The following is a 16337-nucleotide window of genomic DNA, read 5'->3' as shown; positions in this document are numbered from 1 at the left end:
GCGGCATAAAAATCTATGGCCACCCCCATTTTTGCAATACTGATTAACGGGTGGTCCAGACAAAGCGTCAGCCAAGAGAGTTCGAATTCCCTACGGTTATTGAAGTCACCGAGTTCCTCGCGATATGTCAGCGCTTGAACATCCCCTCCGATATTGCTCCCATCGCAGAACATTGCGCAGTGGTTATCGAGCCGACGTCCATATATCTGGCAACTGCTCGCAGATCGACAGCAGGAAGTCGCTGATGACAATGCGATCCGCATTTTGCTTGAACAGCTACACAGCCCTGAAGGTTTGCCGCCCAAGGCCGACAGCGTCTGCCATTTGATCAATCAGCATCTGTTGGAACACCCTCAACTGCTCTGGCCAATTGGTTGGGCAGCCGAGAACAGTTGCGGGCTGAATGGGGTGGGAAGCGAGAAGGTGCAGCTCGATTATCAAAGCCATCAGTTGAAGTTGGAACTGAGGTTTGTAGGGTAATCGACCAGAATGATTTATTTTTCGCGTCTTAAACGACACTATCCGGTTCGAACAAGCTGCCCGTCTTGCGCAACATGGCTGTGGTTCGTTCCATGCGTCGGGCAAAGTCATCCAGTTCAATCTGATGCTTTTGCTCCGACGCGATCTGACCCACATGGCTGCTTGGTTGCAGGAGTTGTTCCGCGCCTGGCAAGAACGGTACCACTAGGCCAGTGGCCTTATCGATCACCTGGTAGCCGATGGTCGCCGCCCCAATGCCCGCCGCCAGTCCGCCAACACCACCTAATACACCACGGCGCTTGATGCCATACACCGTAGCCCCGGCAATCATCGCCACGCCCAATATGCGACCGGCCACTACGACTGGGGACAGATCACGGCTATTGTCATTGCCGAAATAGGTCATGCGGTAAAAGAAATAACCGGCCCACAACTCCCTCGACTTCAACTTGTCGTGCATGAACCAGGCCCGCGAGTCGTGTATCTGGTCATCGAACAACGCCACCAGTAGGGCCATCTCAGGGTCTGCACCGGACGTGCCTTGAGCATCACGGAACAGTTGCTTACTGCGCAGATCACCTGCCGTCTTGAGGGCGTCATGGTCCTTGGACTCGTCATTCTCGTTAAGTAAATAGATCGCATCGCGTAACACCACGTCGGTCACCGTGCCTTGCCAACTGGATTGCTCACGCTTCTGGCCGGTGTAGTCAGACTTGAATTCCTCGGCAGCTTGGCTGAGTTGGGTCTGATCAATCTGCGGTTCATAGATTCGTGGGCCGGGATACTGAGGGTTATCCCGCCGCATTTTCACGGCATCAGCCTGGTCTTTTTTATACTGTTCGCGCTCAGTAGTTTCCTGATAGGGCGTCGCCTCTTTGGCTTGGGTGAAAAAAGGCTGGCGCTTATAGCTGTCGTTATTACCTTGAGGATCATTGACGTAACGACCAATACGCCAACCGGTGATCCAGCCCAGTTGATCGGCCAGGGTGTCTTCTACGGTGGTGTTCAAACGCAGCGGCTTATAGGCCGAGTCCTCGACGGATTCGTCAGCCGCAACACCTGGTAGGGTTTTGAGGCGCCAGGCGTTGAAACGATCCACTACATGGGGGCTCATATCGAACTCCTCTCTTGTATCTCGTTCCAACTTTCGCCACAACATCTCCGAGCTATTATTAAACGTGTCCGGCAGTACCTCTTCTGGCACTTGCAGAGGGGCACCCGCTGCAAAAGCAGCGGCATACAAGTCGTGCAAGACAATCTGCGACACCAGCTCATGAGTACCTTCACGAGCTTTGCCCTGGTCATTTTTCGGGTAGCCGCCGCCCACATCCGAATGCACACCGGGGTACACCACTTCGTAGGTATTGGCCGGATACTGGCCGTTTTCGTTACGAATCGAATCCAACGGAAAGCATGAGCGTTGCTCGAAGCCCGCGACAAAATGCCGACAACACTTGACCAGTTCCGGGAACCGCTGCGCATCCGGTAGCAACTGGGTGTTATCGGCCCAGTCCATATGCCCAGCAAAGAATGGGGCTACATGGGCAATACCCACCGAGGCCACCGTGTCCAGCACGCCAAGAAACTCGACGCTGACAGGCAAGCCCAACAGTTCCTGTTTTGGCAGTTCATCCCCTTCTGGGGTGTCGAACAACTGACTCAACCAGGTAACAAAAGTGCGAGCCTCTGCCGCTCCCCGAGAGAAACCGTACACGTACAGTTTGACCGCCAGCACTTTAGGCTGGGCCTCGTCCTTGCGAGCGTGTAAAGGGGCCAGCAGCTCTTTCATGATTCGGCGGCGATTGCCTTCACCCAGAGCACTCATCAGCGGTGCCTTCCAGGTGCTCATGGCCTCGACCTTGGTCTTGGCGACAATGTCATCAATTCCGCTTTTATTGTTCAGAGCATAAGATAACGCGCTGGCCACCTGTACCAAGGCCCAGTTGATCCGGTCTTCCCCCCCAGTGGCATATTGCAGCCCGCTATCGCTGTAATCCAGTTCGCCAACTTCGGGGAATGGCGTGCCGACACCGGGCATGTAATACGAAAAATAACCCTGCCCCATCGCGTCTTTACCTCGTAGTGAGGCATGAAACAGCTTGGCGATATTAGTGGGATGCCCCTCCTGGGTGTCGCTCTTTTCGTTATTGTTGGTGCCATCGAAAAACAGACTGATATGCAGGCTATGACAACAGGTAAAACGCTGTGTGCGACGCCCTTGATCGTCACGTTTTTGTTGAAGCCGATTTTGCTCAGCAATTTGCTTATTGTAGTTATCTGTCACATCCGATGTTTTCGTCGGAAAACGCCCCATAGCAGGAAAAACTGGCGGCCCCCAAGCTTTGTCTTTTGAATTATTGTTCACTTCGGACATACGGCCGGCTCCTTCATTTGCGAGGGTTCTTTAATCGGGTAATGCTCTGAGTTAAATGCCCAACATGAACTCGTAACCTTGATCTGGTTACAAACCAAAAAGTGTACCTTCAAGCCACATCGTTCCGTCCCAGGCCACTCTGGAATGTCCACGGTGGTGTTGTGGCGCTGATAGTTGGCTTTATGTTTAACCATAAAAGCTCTGAACTCGTCTGTTCCTAAAGGCGGCGTGGGCCCAAATGGCTCAGGATCGACCTCCCATTCAATCTGGGCCTTTAAGCCAGGACGCCATTTGACGGGCATGATGATGCAACACGAGCTTCCACCACCACCGTCCGCTCGGTAACCATTGACCGACATCCAGTTAATACCGTGCATGGTATGGTTGATGGCTTGCAGGTTTCCCCCAGCCATTTCATTGTTCGCTGAAGAACACCCAGATAACGCGAATCCCAAGAAGTAAAACGCGACTTTTTGTGTTGTTTTTTTTATTATCGATTGCATTGCTAGCAACTTCCTTGCTGATCACCTTGATCGCGTAAACCATTCAAACCACTTATGCATGCAATACACTCTTGTCCCAGCGCAAAGTGGCTATCCAGGCACCTAGGTTCTGCTTAAGTTCTGTTTCACATACTCGGTCAAATCGCCGAAATAATTTTCCTGACCCGCTTGCACAACAAGTGAGTGAATTAGCGCGAAACGCCGCTCTCGGCTCTCATCCAGGAAATCAAAGTTTTTGCCATTTAACAGTTGCTGCGCATCGCTGATACAACCAAGCAGGTCAAATTGTTGATCGTTCATTTCCACGAAGGGACTGACCTGGATGTTGCTCTGATGGGTGAGCCTCGTGCCTTGTAACCACTGCGGCTGGTTATCCCGATCAAGCCAGCCCCAATAAGCAGCGGCTTGCAGAAACTCGGCGCGCTGCTGATCGGTGAGGATCGAGGACATCAGCAGGGGAAAGATGCGTGAGTCGTAATACCGTAACAAACCGGTTTGTCCACCCCAAGCCAATTGCGAAAACCCTTGCAGGGCTTTACTCAAAACTTCGAAGGGCAATGACGAGATCACCACCATTAGGCGGCCATCGGTGGCATGCTCCACCAACTGTTCCAGCCAGGCCTTATGTCGCCACTGCGTCAAGTCCAGACGCATCAACAGAGGGGCCTGATCCAACAGGTTTTGCTCTGACGTGCCGGTGAACAACGAGAACCAGGGGACTTTTGGCGTTAGCATCTCCAAGGCAGGCACAGCACGGTGGCTCCATCCTGCCTGGTCGAGCAGTAAGTCAATCTGGCTTATGCCAATGTGGGCGCAAACATGTTCGATCTGTTCTTGCCATTGAGTGGGCATCGTCATGTCCATATTCCCTCGATTAATTATCGCGGATCAGTCCGGTCGAGGTTCTCGCGTCGGCGGGCAGACGCTCAAACGATGCGCCAAAGGCTGCACACATAAAAATCGAGAGTAAATAGGACATTTCCCAAAGATGAGAGCCTAGTCATGCAAAATATTTCATGGCGATCACACTGGAAACTACTCCCTGATGCAATTGCCACAAAGCAGCACTGATGTACTTAGCGTGTCAGAAAGTCGATGAATGCGAGTCGCATATTTTTCAAGCGCGAACCGTTACAAGTAGGCAGAATTTTGGTGTGAGCATTTTCTGCGAAAGACCTCGCGGCCCGACTTATCCTGGCCGTGCAGTTGGAAAGTGTGTTTACCGAGATCGATACCGATCAGTGCTGACTCGCTCATGATGATGGCCTCCGAAAACAAAACACCCCGTGAAAGCGTAGCCCTCACAGGGTGTTGGGGGTGACCATCTCATTAGCCCGCAGTGTGGGCGGGCAAAAAAACCAACGAAGAGCGTCGAGGGGATGATGCTCAGCTACCGCGATAGGTGGAATAGCTATAAGGCGAAATCAACAGCGGCACATGGTAGTGCTCCTGTTCGGCGCTGATGCCGAAGCGCAGCACCACCACGTCGAGGAACGCCGGCTCCGGCAATTGCACGCCACGCGCCCGGTAATAGTCGCCGGCGCTGAATTGCAGTTGGTACACACCGCTGCGGTAGGCGTCGCCTTGCAGCAACGGTGCGTCGCAGCGGCCGTCGCTGTTGGTGACGGCAGTGGCGACCAGTTCCAGTTGCGCGCCGTCGACGCGGTACAGCTCAACCGTGATGCTGCTGCCGGGACAGCCGTGAGCGGCGTCCAAAACGTGTGTGGTCAAACGTCCCATGGCGTGTACGCGCCTCCCGAGGTCAGTAGAAATGAGTGCCGCACTTTTTCAGGGCAGCGAAAAAGCTGGCGCGGGTCGATTAAGACACTTTTCAAAAAAATTGTACACAATAAAAATCACAAACCTTGCGATCCTTCCACTGGCCTGGCGCGACCGGCCGATTCATGAGTCATCCTTGCTTTTAAACGACCTTTTGTCCATTAGCTGACCAGTCAGGCAAGTTTCTTGCTACACCCTTGAAGGTGAGCGTTGCGGAAAAAATGCAGAAATCCGGGCTTACAAAGTGGCGAATAAGTTGTATACAATCACTCATCGCTGTGACGCCACTCAGTCTTTTCACTGCCCGGCCGCCACACCCACCGCTACCACGCACAAGAAGGAAGACTGCAGTGAGCGCTGACTACCCACGCGACCTGATCGGTTACGGCAGTAACCCTCCTCACCCCCACTGGCCGGGCAAGGCACGCATTGCGTTGTCTTTTGTACTCAACTACGAAGAAGGCGGCGAGCGCAATATCTTGCACGGTGACAAAGAGTCCGAAGCCTTCCTTTCCGAAATGGTCTCGGCCCAGCCGCTGCAAGGCGAGCGCAACATGAGCATGGAGTCGCTGTACGAATACGGCAGCCGTGCCGGCGTGTGGCGCATCCTCAAATTGTTTAAAGCATTCGATATCCCGCTGACCGTCTTCGCCGTGGCCATGGCCGCCCAGCGCCACCCGGACGTGATCCGCGCGATGGTCGCCGCCGGCCATGAAATCTGCAGCCACGGCTACCGCTGGATCGACTACCAATACATGGACGAGGCCCAGGAGCGCGAGCATATGCTCGAAGCCATCCGCATCCTCACCGAACTGACCGGCGAACGCCCGCTGGGCTGGTACACCGGCCGCACCGGTCCGAATACGCGGCGCCTGGTGATGGAGGAAGGCGGCTTCCTCTACGACTGCGACACCTACGACGACGACCTGCCCTACTGGGAACCCAACAACCCCACCGGCAAGCCGCACCTGGTGATCCCTTACACCCTGGACACCAACGACATGCGCTTCACCCAGGTGCAAGGCTTCAACAAGGGCGATGACTTTTTCGAGTACCTCAAAGACGCTTTCGACGTGCTCTACGCCGAAGGCGCCGACGCGCCGAAGATGCTTTCCATCGGCCTGCACTGCCGCCTGATCGGCCGCCCGGCGCGCCTCGCGGCGTTGCAGCGCTTTATCGAATACGCCAAGGGCCATGAACAGGTGTGGTTCACCCGCCGGGTCGACATTGCCCGCCACTGGCACGCCACTCACCCTTATAAGGGTGCGGCGCAATGACCAGGTTCCAGACCGTCAAACCGTCGACCTTGAGCCGCGATGCATTCATCAGCGCCTTTGCCGACATCTACGAACATTCGCCATGGGTGGCCGAAAAGGCCTTCGACCTGGGGCAGGACGCTTCGCTCGACGAGATCGAAACCCTGCACCAGCGCATGCGCGATATCCTGCTCAGCGCCGATCACGCCACGCAACTGGCGCTGATCAACGCTCACCCGGACCTGGCAGGCCGTGCAGCCGTCCAGGGCCAACTGACCGAAGCCAGCACTCATGAACAAGCCGGCGCCGGTATTCACCAATGCACGGCCGAAGAGTTCTCACGCTTCACCGAGCTGAATGAGGCCTACAAGGCCAAGTTCAAGTTTCCCTTCATCATGGCGGTAAAAGGCAGCAACCGGCATCAGATCATCAAAGCGTTCGAAACGCGCATCCACCACCCGGTCGACACCGAGTTCAAGTGCGCGCTGGACGAGATCAACAAGATCGCGTTGTTCCGCTTACTGACCCTCTAAACGACCATCCCCAGCCACTCTATCCAAGGCAGACAAGAAGAATGAAAGCGCAACCCGTACCTTTCGAAAAGTTCGTCAACCTGGCCGACGCTCGCCTCGGCACCAAAATCATCTCGGTGACCGATGACTGGTTCGCCGACGCCAACCGCCTGTTCCAGCCGACCCCGGCTGTGTGGAAGGAGGGCGTTTTCGATGACAACGGCAAGTGGATGGACGGCTGGGAGTCGCGCCGCAAGCGCTTCGAAGGCTACGACAGCGCGGTGATCCGCCTGGGCGCACCCGGCTCGATCAAAGGCGTGGACATCGACACTTCATTCTTCACCGGCAACTTCCCGCCGTCGGCCTCCCTGGAAGCCTGCTTCCTCGCCTCGGGCGAGCCGGATGACAGCACCCAGTGGGTGGAAGTGCTGTCGGCCGTCGAGCTGCAAGGCAACAGCCACCACTACCACGCAATCAACCATGACCAGGCGTTCAGCCACCTGCGCTTCAACATCTACCCGGATGGCGGCGTGGCCCGTCTGCGCGTGTACGGTGTGCCGTTCCGCGACTGGTCCGCAGTGGGCGACAACGAACAGGTCGACCTGGCGGCGGCGCTGAACGGCGGTCGCGCCCTGGCCTGTTCTGACGAACACTTCGGCCGCATGGGCAACCTCCTCAACCCCGGCCGTGGCGTCAACATGGGCGACGGCTGGGAAACCGCGCGGCGTCGCACGCCAGGCAATGACTGGGTTATCGTCGCGCTGGGGCATGCGGGCGAGATCGAGAAAGTCATCGTCGACACCCTGCACTTCAAGGGCAACTACCCGGACACCTGCTCGATCCAGGCCGCGTTCGTGAAAGGCGGCACCGACAGCCAGATCGAAACCCAATCGCTGTTCTGGCGCGAACTGCTGCCGGCGCAGAAGCTGGAAATGCACGCCGAACACACCTTCGCCGAGCAGATCAAGGCGCTGGGGCCGATCACCCACATCCGCCTGAACGTGTTCCCGGATGGCGGTGTGAGTCGCCTGCGCGTCCTGGGCAAGGTCGCCAAGTCATGCTGAACCTGTAGGAGCAAGCTTGCTCGCGAAAAACTCAAGGACACCGCGTTCATTCAGGATGCACGCGTTATCGTTGACGACCTTCGCGAGCAAGCTTGCTCCTACAACGGTCCATCAATAACCCAACAGATTAAGAAGCCAGCCATGCGCACACTGATGATCGAACCCCTGACCAAAGAAGCCTTCGCCCCCTTCGGAGACGTGATCGAAACCGACGGCAGCGAGCACTTCATGATCAACAACGGGTCGACCATGCGTTTTCACAAGCTGGCAACGGTGGAAACCGCCCAGCCGCAAGACCACGCCATCATCAGCATCTTCCGCGCCGACGCGCTGGAAATGCCGCTGACCGTGTGCATGCTGGAGCGACACCCGCTGGGCAGCCAGGCCTTCATTCCGCTGCTCGGCAACCCCTTTCTGATCGTGGTCGCGCCACTTGGCGATGCACCTGTATCAGGCTTGGTCCGCGCCTTCGTCACCAACGGCAGGCAGGGCATTAATTACCATCGCGGCGTCTGGCACCACCCGGTGCTGACGATCGAAAAGCGGGATGACTTCCTGGTGGTTGATCGCAGTGGCACCGGCAATAACTGCGATGAGCATTTTTTCAAAGAGGATGAGCGGTTGATCCTCGCCCCCCACCAATAAGAGAAGGCCGGATCACCCGACAACAAGGGTGACAGGCGAGAGGTAAAGACTGTGGAAGCACATCTGTTGGAATGGCTGAACCTCAGCGTGCGCTGGGTTCATATGATCACTGGCGTGGCCTGGATCGGCGCGTCGTTTTACTTCGTCTGGCTGGAAAACAACCTCAACCGCGTCAACCCCAAGGACGGCCTTTCCGGTGACTTGTGGGCGATCCACGGTGGCGGTATCTACCACCTGGAAAAATACAAACTGGCCCCGCCGACCATGCCGGACAACCTGCACTGGTTCAAATGGGAAGCCTATTTCACCTGGATGTCGGGCGTCGCGCTGCTGTGCGTGGTGTTCTACCTCAACCCGACGCTGTACCTGCTCGCACCCGGCAGCAGCCTGAGCGGCACCGAAGGCGTGTTGCTGGGCATCGGCTCACTGTTCGCCGGCTGGTTCATCTACTCCTTTCTCTGCGACTCGGCCCTGGGCAAACGCCCGGCCCTGCTCGGCTTGATCCTGTTCGTGCTGTTGATCGCGGCGGCATACGGCTTCAGCACAGTGTTCAGCGGCCGGGGCGCGTACCTGCATGTGGGGGCGATCATCGGCACCATCATGGTGGGCAACGTGTTCCGCATCATCATGCCGGCACAACGCGCGCTGGTGGCGGCGATCGCGGAGCAGCGCACGCCGGACCCGGCCCTGCCGGCCAAGGGCTTGCTGCGTTCACGGCACAACAACTACTTCACCTTGCCGGTGCTGTTCATCATGATCAGCAACCACTTCCCGAGCACCTACGGCAGCCACTACAACTGGCTGATCCTGGCGGGGATCGCCGTGGCGGCGGTGTTGGTGCGGCATTATTTCAACACCCGGCACAACAGCCAGAAATATGCCTGGACCTTGCCGGTGGGCGCGTTGGCGATGATTTGCCTGGCGTATGTCACCGGGCCCAAGCCGATCGCCGAAGTGGCCAAGGCACCGGCGGCCATCGAGTACCAGCCGTTGCCGGAGACCGCATTGGGCGGCGGCGAGAAACCCGTCGCACCGGCCGCCCCCGCTGCGGCACCCGCGCCGGCCCAGGCGACGGTCGACTTCGACAAGGTGCATGGGGTGATCCAGGCACGCTGCGCCGTGTGCCATTCGGCCAAGCCCACCAGCCCGCTGTTCAGCACCGCACCGGCGGGGGTGATGTTCGACACGCCGACGCAGATCCAGCAACAGGCCGCGCGCATTCAGGCGCAGGCCGTGGCGAGCCAGATCATGCCGTTGGGCAACATCACCCAGATGACCCAGCAGGAACGCGATCTGATCGGCACCTGGATCAACCAGGGCGCCCGCACGCACTGACTGACTCACACAGATCCCAATGTGGGCGGTTCTGAACGACCCGCCGTCGCCCACACTCATTGATTCCTTCGTCACAACAAAAACAATAACGAACAGGGAACGCCCACATGTACACCTTTGACCTGGGGACGGCCACAAGCCGTGCCCCATTCTCGCCCCACGCGCGCTCTAACAGCGCACTTGAGCCAAGGCTTTGGAGCCAGTATTCTCCGCGCCCGCTCGAATCGACTGAAAAAAAAACAGCGAATGTAAAAGCTGACTGCAAGGCCAACTTATCCCGGCCTGCGGGCGGCGGCCCAAGTGCGCAAAAGCCCTCTGAATTCGACTGCAGCCGCTGCAGCCGACGGGGATTTTTTTGGCTTTTTTTACACCTTGGCGCAGCTCTTGCTAAAAGCATTAAAGCTGACCGAACAGACGATTTTTTTCAGCGAACCAAAAGGCGCCACACCAGAGCGCCTGCTTAGAAGAAAAACCATAAAACTTTAACTCGGGAGCAACCGAATGAAACCTATGTTCAAAGGCCTGATGCTGGCGGCAACCCTGCTGGCGGGCGGCCAAGCCGTTGCCGGCGACTTGTTGCAGTGGCAGAACAACAGCCTGACGTACCTGTGGGGCAAAAACTTCACCGTCAACCCGCAGATCCAACAGACCGTCACGTTTGAACACGCCGATGCGTGGAAGTACGGCGACAACTTCTTTTTCCTCGACCGCATCTTTTACAACGGCAAGGAAGACGGCAACGTCGGCCCCAGTACTTACTACGGCGAGTTCAGCCCGCGTCTATCGTTCGGCAAGATTTTCGACAAGGACTTGTCCTTCGGACCGATCAAAGATGTATTGCTGGCATTCACTTATGAGTTCGGCGAAGGCGATAACGAATCGTACCTGCTGGGCCCGGGCTTCGACCTGAACATCCCTGGTTTCGACTACTTCCAGTTGAACTTCTACCAGCGCCAGACCGAAGGCAATCGCCCGGGCGACGGTGTGTGGCAGATCACCCCGGTGTGGTCGTACACCCTTCCAGTGGGCAACTCCAACATCCTGATCGACGGCTATATGGATTGGGTGGTCGACAACGACAAGAACGCCCGTGGCACTTATCACGCCAACCTGCACTTCAACCCACAAGTCAAATATGACCTGGGCAAGGCGTTGAACTGGGGCGAGAAACAGCTGTACGTCGGTTTTGAATACGACTACTGGAAGAACAAGTATGGGATCGAAGATTCCGGTGCGTTCAAGACCAACCAGGATACGGCGAGCTTTTTGGTCAAGTACCACTTCTGACCACACCGCGGGCCTGATGGGGGAGCTGGCGTGCCTGCTCCCAAATTCAGCTAGGGGACAGCCCCAAAAACCGGGTTATCTCCTCGCGCTTGGCCAGCGCATCACTGCGCCCCAACTCGATCAACTCGCTGCAATACCCCGCCTCGAACAGCAAGTAACTGAGCACTCCCGCCCCGCTGGTCTTGGTCGCACCCGGCCCGCGCAGGAACAGGCGCAACGCCGCGGGCAATTCCTGCCGATGCCGCGCCGCGATTTCATCGATCGGCTGACTCGGCGCAATCACCAGCACATCCACCGGCGCCAGGCCCCGGGCCGCGCTGTCGGCGGGCTGGAAATGGCTGAACTGGTTCAAGCGCTCCAGCAACTCGATATCGCTTTCCAGGCTGTCAATGAACGTGCTGTTGAGCATGTGCCCACCGATCTGCGCCAGGGTCGGCTGCTGGCCGGTGTAGGCGCGCTGCGAGGCGTGTTCATGCTCGACGCCGCGCGGGTTGCCGCTGACACCCACCACCAGCACGCGGCTGGCGCCCAGGTGCAAGGCCGGGCTGATGGGGGCCGATTGCCGCACCGCGCCATCGCCGAAATATTCCTGGTCGAGCTTCACCGGAGCAAACAGCAAGGGGATCGCCGAACTGGCCAACAGGTGTTCGACCGTGAGTCGGCTGGGCACACCGATACGCCGATGGCGCAGCCAGGCATCGATGGTGCCGCCGCCCTGGTAAAAGGTCACTGCTTGCCCGGACTCGTAACCGAAGGCCGTGACCGCCACCGCCTTCAGGTGTTTTTCGCGGATGGCCTGGTCGATGCCATCCAGGTGCAGCATCTCGTGCAGCAGGTCCCGTAGCGGCGCGCTGTTGAGCAGCGCCACCGGGACCTGGGCGCCCAGGCCGAGCAGGCTGTGGAAACAGAAACGAGCGGCCTGGTGAATCACCCCCGGCCAATCGCTGCGCAGCACCAGGTGGCTGCGGAAGCCCTGCCAGAACGCCGTCAGACGCTCGATCGCCGCACTGAAGTCCATGGCGCCACTGGCCAGGCTCACCGCGTTGATCGCGCCGGCCGATGTGCCGACGATCACCGGAAACGGATTGGCCGCGCCCGGCGGCAGCAACTCGGCAATCGCCGCCAGTACCCCCACCTGATACGCCGCACGCGCCCCGCCGCCGGAAAGAATCAAGCCTGTAACCGGTTCAGCTGGGCGCATTGCGTCACTCCATGTAGAGAAAGGCGGGTCTTACCGACGGCGTTTTTCGTACAACTTGGGCTCACCCGGCGGCCGGCTCTTGAAGCGGCGATGGGTCCACAGGTATTGCTCGGGGCATTCGCGCACCGAGGTCTCGACCCACTGGTTGATGCGCAGGCAATCGATCTCATCGGTTTCGCCGGGGAAATCGCTCAACGGCGGGTGGATCACCAGGCGATAACCGCTGCCGTCGGCCAGGCGCTCCTGGGTAAACGGCACCACCAGCGCCTTGCCCAGGCGGGCGAACTTGCTGGTAGCGGTCACGGTGGCGGCCTGGATGCCGAACAGCGGCACGAAGATACTTTGCTTGGCGCCGTAGTCCTGGTCCGGCGCGTACCAGATGGCGCGGCCGGCGCGCAGCAGCTTGAGCATGCCGCGCACGTCTTCACGCTCCACGGCCAGGGAGTCGAGGTTGTGGCGCTCGCGGCCACGGCGCTGGATAAAGTCGAACAGCGGGTTGCCGTGCTCGCGGTACATGCCGTCGATCGTGTGTTTTTGCCCGAGCAGGGCCGCGCCGATTTCCAGGGTGGTGAAATGCAGGGCCATGAGGATCACGCCCTTGCCGTCCAACTGAGCCTGCTTGAGGTGCTCCAGGCCTTCGACGTGGGCCAGCCGCGCCAGGCGCTGGCGCGACCACCACCAGCTCATGGCCATTTCAAAGAAGGCGATGCCGGTGGAGGCGAAGTTTTCCTTGAGCAAATGTTTACGCTCTTGCGCGGACTTTTCCGGGAAGCACAGTTCCAGGTTGCGCGCGGCGATGCGGCGACGTTCGCCGGCCACGCGGTACATGCCCGCGCCCAGCAGGCGACCAATGGTCAGCAGCGCGCGGTATGGCAATTGAGTGACCAGCCACAACAGGCCGAGTCCCAGCCATAGCAGCCAAAATCGCGGGTGAAAAAATACAGCTCGAAAACGCGGGCGATCCATTACAGATTCCGGTAAAGACAAGGGCCGCGCATTCTACAACGGTTCGACTCGGCTTGCGGCCAGTGGTTGTTCTCGTTATAAGTCTCGACACTTTTCGTGACAAGCCGCTTTTGCCGACCATGAGCCAAACCGAACCGCTAGACCAAGATCCCGTGTTCCAGCTGAAAGGCAGCATGCTCGCCATTACCGTGCTGGAATTGGCCCGCAATGACCTCGACGCCCTGGACCGCCAGCTCGCCGCCAAGGTCGCCCTGGCACCGAACTTTTTCAACAACGCGCCGCTGGTGCTGGCCCTGGACAAGCTGCCAGCCGGCCAAGGCGCAATCGACCTGCCGGGCCTGATGCGCGTGTGCCGCTCCCATGGCCTGCGCACCCTGGCGATTCGTGCCAGCCGTATCGAAGACATTGCCGCCGCCATCGCTATTGAACTGCCAGTACTGCCACCGTCCGGTGCCCGCGAGCGCCCGCTCGATCCGTTGGCCGGTGAAGTGAAGAAAAAACCGGAAAAACCGCCGGAGCCGACGGTCAAGCCGACCAAGATCATCACCTCCCCCGTGCGCGGCGGGCAGCAGATTTACGCCCAGGGCGGCGACCTGGTGGTGATCTCGTCGGTCAGTCCGGGCGCGGAACTTCTGGCCGATGGCAACATCCATGTATACGGCCCCATGCGCGGACGTGCCCTCGCCGGCATCAAGGGTGATACCAAGGCACGTATTTTTTGCCAGCAGTTGACCGCTGAACTCGTTTCGATCGCGGGTCAGTACAAGGTTTCCGAAGATTTGCGCCGCGATCCGCTGTGGGGCGCCGCGGTACAAGTCAGCCTGTCGGGCGATGTGTTGAACATCATCCGTCTTTAACGGATACTGCCGCATTTTCCAAGCATCTCTAGACTCTGATAGCACAGCGAAACCGGCAAGACTTGCGTAGGACTAGTTTGAAGTTGGCGTTTCCACGCGGAAACCACCTCTTTTCCCTACAAAGGCTGTCCGCCTGCAGCGAGTTCCAAGAGATGTTTTTCGGGGGCTGAAAAGTCCTTTTTCCTTAGGGGTGAAACACCTTGGCCAAGATTCTCGTGGTTACATCCGGCAAGGGTGGTGTGGGTAAGACCACCACCAGCGCCGCTATCGGTACCGGCCTCGCTCTGCGCGGCCACAAGACAGTCATCGTCGACTTCGACGTCGGTTTGCGTAACCTCGACCTGATCATGGGCTGCGAACGCCGCGTGGTGTACGACTTCGTCAACGTGGTCAACGGTGAAGCCAACCTGCAACAGGCCCTGATCAAGGACAAGCGCCTTGAGAACCTGTACGTACTGGCCGCCAGTCAGACCCGCGACAAAGATGCGCTCACCAAGGAAGGCGTAGGCAAAGTCCTCGCTGAACTGAAGGAAACCTTCGAATACGTGGTGTGCGACTCCCCGGCCGGTATCGAAACCGGTGCTCACCTGGCGATGTACTTCGCCGACGAAGCCATCGTGGTGACCAACCCGGAAGTCTCCTCGGTACGTGACTCGGACCGCATGCTCGGCCTGCTGGCCAGCAAGTCCCAGCGCGCCGAAAAAGGCGAAGACCCGATCAAGGAGCACCTGCTGCTCACCCGCTACAACCCTGAGCGCGTCAGCAATGGCGAGATGCTCGGCGTTGAAGACGTCAAAGAGATCCTCGCAGTGACCCTGCTGGGTGTCATTCCCGAGTCCCAGGCGGTGCTGAAGGCCTCCAACCAGGGCGTCCCGGTGATTCTGGACGACCAGAGCGACGCCGGCCAGGCGTACAGCGACGCGGTTGATCGCTTACTGGGCAAGACCGTGGAACACCGCTTCCTCGATGTCAAGAAGAAGGGATTCTTCGAGCGTATCTTTGGAGGCAACTAAACAATGAAATTTCTCGACTTCTTTCGCGCCAACAAAAAGCCAAGTACCGCGTCGGTAGCGAAAGAGCGTCTACAGATCATCGTGGCGCACGAACGCGGCCAACGCAGCACCCCGGACTACCTGCCAGCCTTGCAGAAGGAACTGGTCGAGGTGATCCGCAAGTACGTCAATATCGGCAACGACGACGTACATGTCGCCCTGGAAAACGACGGCAGCTGCTCGATTCTGGAACTCAATATCACCCTGCCCGATCGTTGATCGAAAGGGCGGTCGCCACGGCGGCTCCGTCACCTTGATCCCTTTGCGGGAGCCGGGTGATCGAGCCGCCGTTGGCGTTTGTTACGAGGCTGTTTAATGCCGTTGTCCAACATCCATATCCTCTACCAGGACGCCGCCGTCCTGGTGGTGAACAAGCCGACTCTGCTGCTCTCGGTGCCCGGCCGCGCCGACGACAACAAGGACTGCCTGATCACCCGCCTGCAGGAAAACGGCTACCCAGAGGCCCGAATCGTCCATCGCCTGGATTGGGAAACTTCCGGGATCATCCTGCTCGCGCGGGACGCCGACACCCACCGCGAACTGTCCCGCCAGTTTCATGACCGCGAAACCGAAAAGGCCTACACCGCCCTGGCCTGGGGTCAACCGGAACTGGACAGCGGCAGCATCGACCTGCCCCTGCGCTACGATCCGCCAACCAAGCCACGCCATGTGGTCGACCACGAGTTCGGCAAGCATGCGCTGACCTTCTGGAAGGTGCTGGAACGTTGCGATGACTGGTGCCGCGTCGAGCTGACGCCGATCACCGGGCGCTCGCACCAGTTGCGGGTACACATGCTTTCCATCGGCCACCCGCTGCTCGGCGACGGCTTGTACGCCCATGAACAAGCCCTGGCCGCCTGGCCGCGCCTGTGCCTGCACGCGAGCATGCTGAGCTTCACCCACCCGCAAAGCGGCGAGCGGCTGCGCTTCGAGTGCCCGGCGCCCTTCTAAAGCTGTAAACACCGTCAAATGTGGGAGGGGATTGCAGTGGGTCAGTGAACAAATGCAGTGACTGACACTCCGCCA

The 16337-nt window shown here is 58.6% G+C and carries 17 protein-coding genes and 1 pseudogene; 11 read left to right on the top strand and 7 right to left on the bottom strand.

From position 1 onward, the window contains the following. Positions 1-508: 508 nt before the first annotated feature. The 5 genes and pseudogenes from ACP7E3_RS18205 to uraH all read right to left on the bottom strand — a co-directional run bounded on the left by ACP7E3_RS18205 (position 509) and on the right by uraH (position 5097). The gene (locus ACP7E3_RS18205) at positions 509-2854 is read right to left on the bottom strand and encodes a T6SS phospholipase effector Tle1-like catalytic domain-containing protein (protein ID WP_426123915.1); all 2346 of its coding nucleotides are present in this window, start codon (positions 2852-2854) and stop codon (positions 509-511) included. Then, positions 2842-3357: a DUF3304 domain-containing protein gene (locus ACP7E3_RS18200; RefSeq protein ID WP_177029978.1), complete on the bottom strand. Its 516-nt coding sequence runs from the start codon at positions 3355-3357 to the stop codon at positions 2842-2844. The genes ACP7E3_RS18205 and ACP7E3_RS18200 overlap by 13 nt, the downstream gene beginning before the upstream one ends. A 102-nt stretch (positions 3358-3459) precedes the next feature. Continuing rightward, positions 3460-4215 (bottom strand): DUF4123 domain-containing protein, encoded by a 756-nt coding sequence (locus tag ACP7E3_RS18195; protein ID WP_104904523.1) that lies wholly within the window; start codon positions 4213-4215, stop codon positions 3460-3462. A 291-nt stretch (positions 4216-4506) separates the two neighbouring features. Next, positions 4507-4614, bottom strand: a pseudogene (locus tag ACP7E3_RS18190) (IS110 family transposase); the annotation flags it as partial. Positions 4615-4743: 129 nt separating this feature from the next. Next, positions 4744-5097, bottom strand: coding sequence for a hydroxyisourate hydrolase (gene uraH, locus ACP7E3_RS18185; RefSeq protein ID WP_017845823.1), 354 nt, complete (start codon positions 5095-5097; stop codon positions 4744-4746). A 389-nt stretch (positions 5098-5486) separates the two neighbouring features. Between uraH and puuE the strand changes: the two genes are divergently transcribed. The 7 genes from puuE (at position 5487) to ACP7E3_RS18150 (ending at position 11235) form a co-directional block, all read left to right on the top strand. Beyond that, positions 5487-6413 (top strand): allantoinase PuuE, encoded by a 927-nt coding sequence (gene puuE, locus ACP7E3_RS18180; protein ID WP_126586496.1) that lies wholly within the window; start codon positions 5487-5489, stop codon positions 6411-6413. Beyond that, positions 6410-6925 (top strand): 2-oxo-4-hydroxy-4-carboxy-5-ureidoimidazoline decarboxylase, encoded by a 516-nt coding sequence (uraD, locus tag ACP7E3_RS18175; RefSeq protein ID WP_017845821.1) that lies wholly within the window; start codon positions 6410-6412, stop codon positions 6923-6925. Before puuE ends, uraD begins: the two co-directional genes overlap by 4 nt. A gap of 41 nt (positions 6926-6966) precedes the next feature. After that, positions 6967-7968: an allantoicase gene (gene alc / locus ACP7E3_RS18170; RefSeq protein ID WP_017845820.1), complete on the top strand. Its 1002-nt coding sequence runs from the start codon at positions 6967-6969 to the stop codon at positions 7966-7968. A gap of 141 nt (positions 7969-8109) precedes the next feature. Then, positions 8110-8613: an ureidoglycolate lyase gene (locus ACP7E3_RS18165; protein WP_017845819.1), complete on the top strand. Its 504-nt coding sequence runs from the start codon at positions 8110-8112 to the stop codon at positions 8611-8613. Positions 8614-8664: 51 nt separating this feature from the next. Next, positions 8665-9948 carry a urate hydroxylase PuuD gene (locus ACP7E3_RS18160; RefSeq protein ID WP_169881304.1) on the top strand — a complete coding sequence of 428 codons (1284 nt, stop codon included), beginning with the start codon at positions 8665-8667 and terminating at the stop codon, positions 9946-9948. Between the two features lie 300 nt (positions 9949-10248). After that, complete coding sequence (locus ACP7E3_RS18155; RefSeq protein ID WP_128192346.1) at positions 10249-10434, top strand: hypothetical protein; 186 nt, start codon at positions 10249-10251, stop codon at positions 10432-10434. Between the two features lie 15 nt (positions 10435-10449). After that, the gene (locus tag ACP7E3_RS18150) at positions 10450-11235 is read left to right on the top strand and encodes an outer membrane protein OmpK (protein ID WP_026139882.1); all 786 of its coding nucleotides are present in this window, start codon (positions 10450-10452) and stop codon (positions 11233-11235) included. 46 nt (positions 11236-11281) lie between these two features. On the opposite strand, the gene ACP7E3_RS18145 is transcribed toward ACP7E3_RS18150, so the two are convergent. Both ACP7E3_RS18145 and ACP7E3_RS18140 read right to left on the bottom strand, forming a co-directional pair. After that, positions 11282-12436 (bottom strand): patatin-like phospholipase family protein, encoded by a 1155-nt coding sequence (locus ACP7E3_RS18145; RefSeq protein WP_017845816.1) that lies wholly within the window; start codon positions 12434-12436, stop codon positions 11282-11284. Positions 12437-12466: 30 nt separating this feature from the next. Beyond that, a complete protein-coding gene (locus tag ACP7E3_RS18140; protein ID WP_057003886.1) occupies positions 12467-13402 on the bottom strand; it encodes a lipid A biosynthesis lauroyl acyltransferase in 936 nt (311 codons plus the stop codon). Positions 13403-13521: 119 nt separating this feature from the next. On the opposite strand from ACP7E3_RS18140, the gene minC reads away from it, so the two are divergent. The 4 genes from minC (at position 13522) to ACP7E3_RS18120 (ending at position 16262) form a co-directional block, all read left to right on the top strand. Next, entirely contained in the window at positions 13522-14259 is a 738-nt protein-coding gene (gene minC, locus ACP7E3_RS18135) for a septum site-determining protein MinC (RefSeq protein ID WP_017845814.1), read from the top strand. A 200-nt stretch (positions 14260-14459) separates the two neighbouring features. Further along, a complete protein-coding gene (gene minD, locus ACP7E3_RS18130) occupies positions 14460-15272 on the top strand; it encodes a septum site-determining protein MinD (protein ID WP_003209098.1) in 813 nt (270 codons plus the stop codon). A gap of 3 nt (positions 15273-15275) precedes the next feature. Next, positions 15276-15530 carry a cell division topological specificity factor MinE gene (gene minE / locus ACP7E3_RS18125; protein ID WP_003175252.1) on the top strand — a complete coding sequence of 85 codons (255 nt, stop codon included), beginning with the start codon at positions 15276-15278 and terminating at the stop codon, positions 15528-15530. Between the two features lie 96 nt (positions 15531-15626). Further along, positions 15627-16262 (top strand): RluA family pseudouridine synthase, encoded by a 636-nt coding sequence (locus ACP7E3_RS18120; RefSeq protein ID WP_169865524.1) that lies wholly within the window; start codon positions 15627-15629, stop codon positions 16260-16262. Positions 16263-16337: the final 75 nt, after the last annotated feature.

It is taken from the genome of Pseudomonas sp. PSPC2-3, assembly GCF_049898265.1.
Taxonomy (GTDB): Bacteria; Pseudomonadota; Gammaproteobacteria; order Pseudomonadales; family Pseudomonadaceae; genus Aquipseudomonas; species Aquipseudomonas veronii.
This window is presented reverse-complemented; position numbering and strand designations above follow the sequence as displayed.

What these genes read in the sequence shown, in the direction of transcription:
- ACP7E3_RS18205 (WP_426123915.1), bottom strand. Translation starts at nt 2,854, where the DNA reads ATGTCCGAAGTGAACAATAATTCAAAAGACAAAGCTTGGGGGCCGCCA.
- ACP7E3_RS18200 (WP_177029978.1), bottom strand. Translation starts at nt 3,357, where the DNA reads ATGCAATCGATAATAAAAAAAACAACACAAAAAGTCGCGTTTTACTTC.
- ACP7E3_RS18195 (WP_104904523.1), bottom strand. Translation starts at nt 4,215, where the DNA reads ATGACGATGCCCACTCAATGGCAAGAACAGATCGAACATGTTTGCGCC.
- uraH (WP_017845823.1), bottom strand. Translation starts at nt 5,097, where the DNA reads ATGGGACGTTTGACCACACACGTTTTGGACGCCGCTCACGGCTGTCCC.
- uraD (WP_017845821.1), top strand. Translation starts at nt 6,410, where the DNA reads ATGACCAGGTTCCAGACCGTCAAACCGTCGACCTTGAGCCGCGATGCA.
- alc (WP_017845820.1), top strand. Translation starts at nt 6,967, where the DNA reads ATGAAAGCGCAACCCGTACCTTTCGAAAAGTTCGTCAACCTGGCCGAC.
- ACP7E3_RS18165 (WP_017845819.1), top strand. Translation starts at nt 8,110, where the DNA reads ATGCGCACACTGATGATCGAACCCCTGACCAAAGAAGCCTTCGCCCCC.
- ACP7E3_RS18150 (WP_026139882.1), top strand. Translation starts at nt 10,450, where the DNA reads ATGAAACCTATGTTCAAAGGCCTGATGCTGGCGGCAACCCTGCTGGCG.
- ACP7E3_RS18145 (WP_017845816.1), bottom strand. Translation starts at nt 12,436, where the DNA reads ATGCGCCCAGCTGAACCGGTTACAGGCTTGATTCTTTCCGGCGGCGGG.
- ACP7E3_RS18140 (WP_057003886.1), bottom strand. Translation starts at nt 13,402, where the DNA reads ATGGATCGCCCGCGTTTTCGAGCTGTATTTTTTCACCCGCGATTTTGG.
- minC (WP_017845814.1), top strand. Translation starts at nt 13,522, where the DNA reads ATGAGCCAAACCGAACCGCTAGACCAAGATCCCGTGTTCCAGCTGAAA.
- minE (WP_003175252.1), top strand. Translation starts at nt 15,276, where the DNA reads ATGAAATTTCTCGACTTCTTTCGCGCCAACAAAAAGCCAAGTACCGCG.
- ACP7E3_RS18120 (WP_169865524.1), top strand. Translation starts at nt 15,627, where the DNA reads ATGCCGTTGTCCAACATCCATATCCTCTACCAGGACGCCGCCGTCCTG.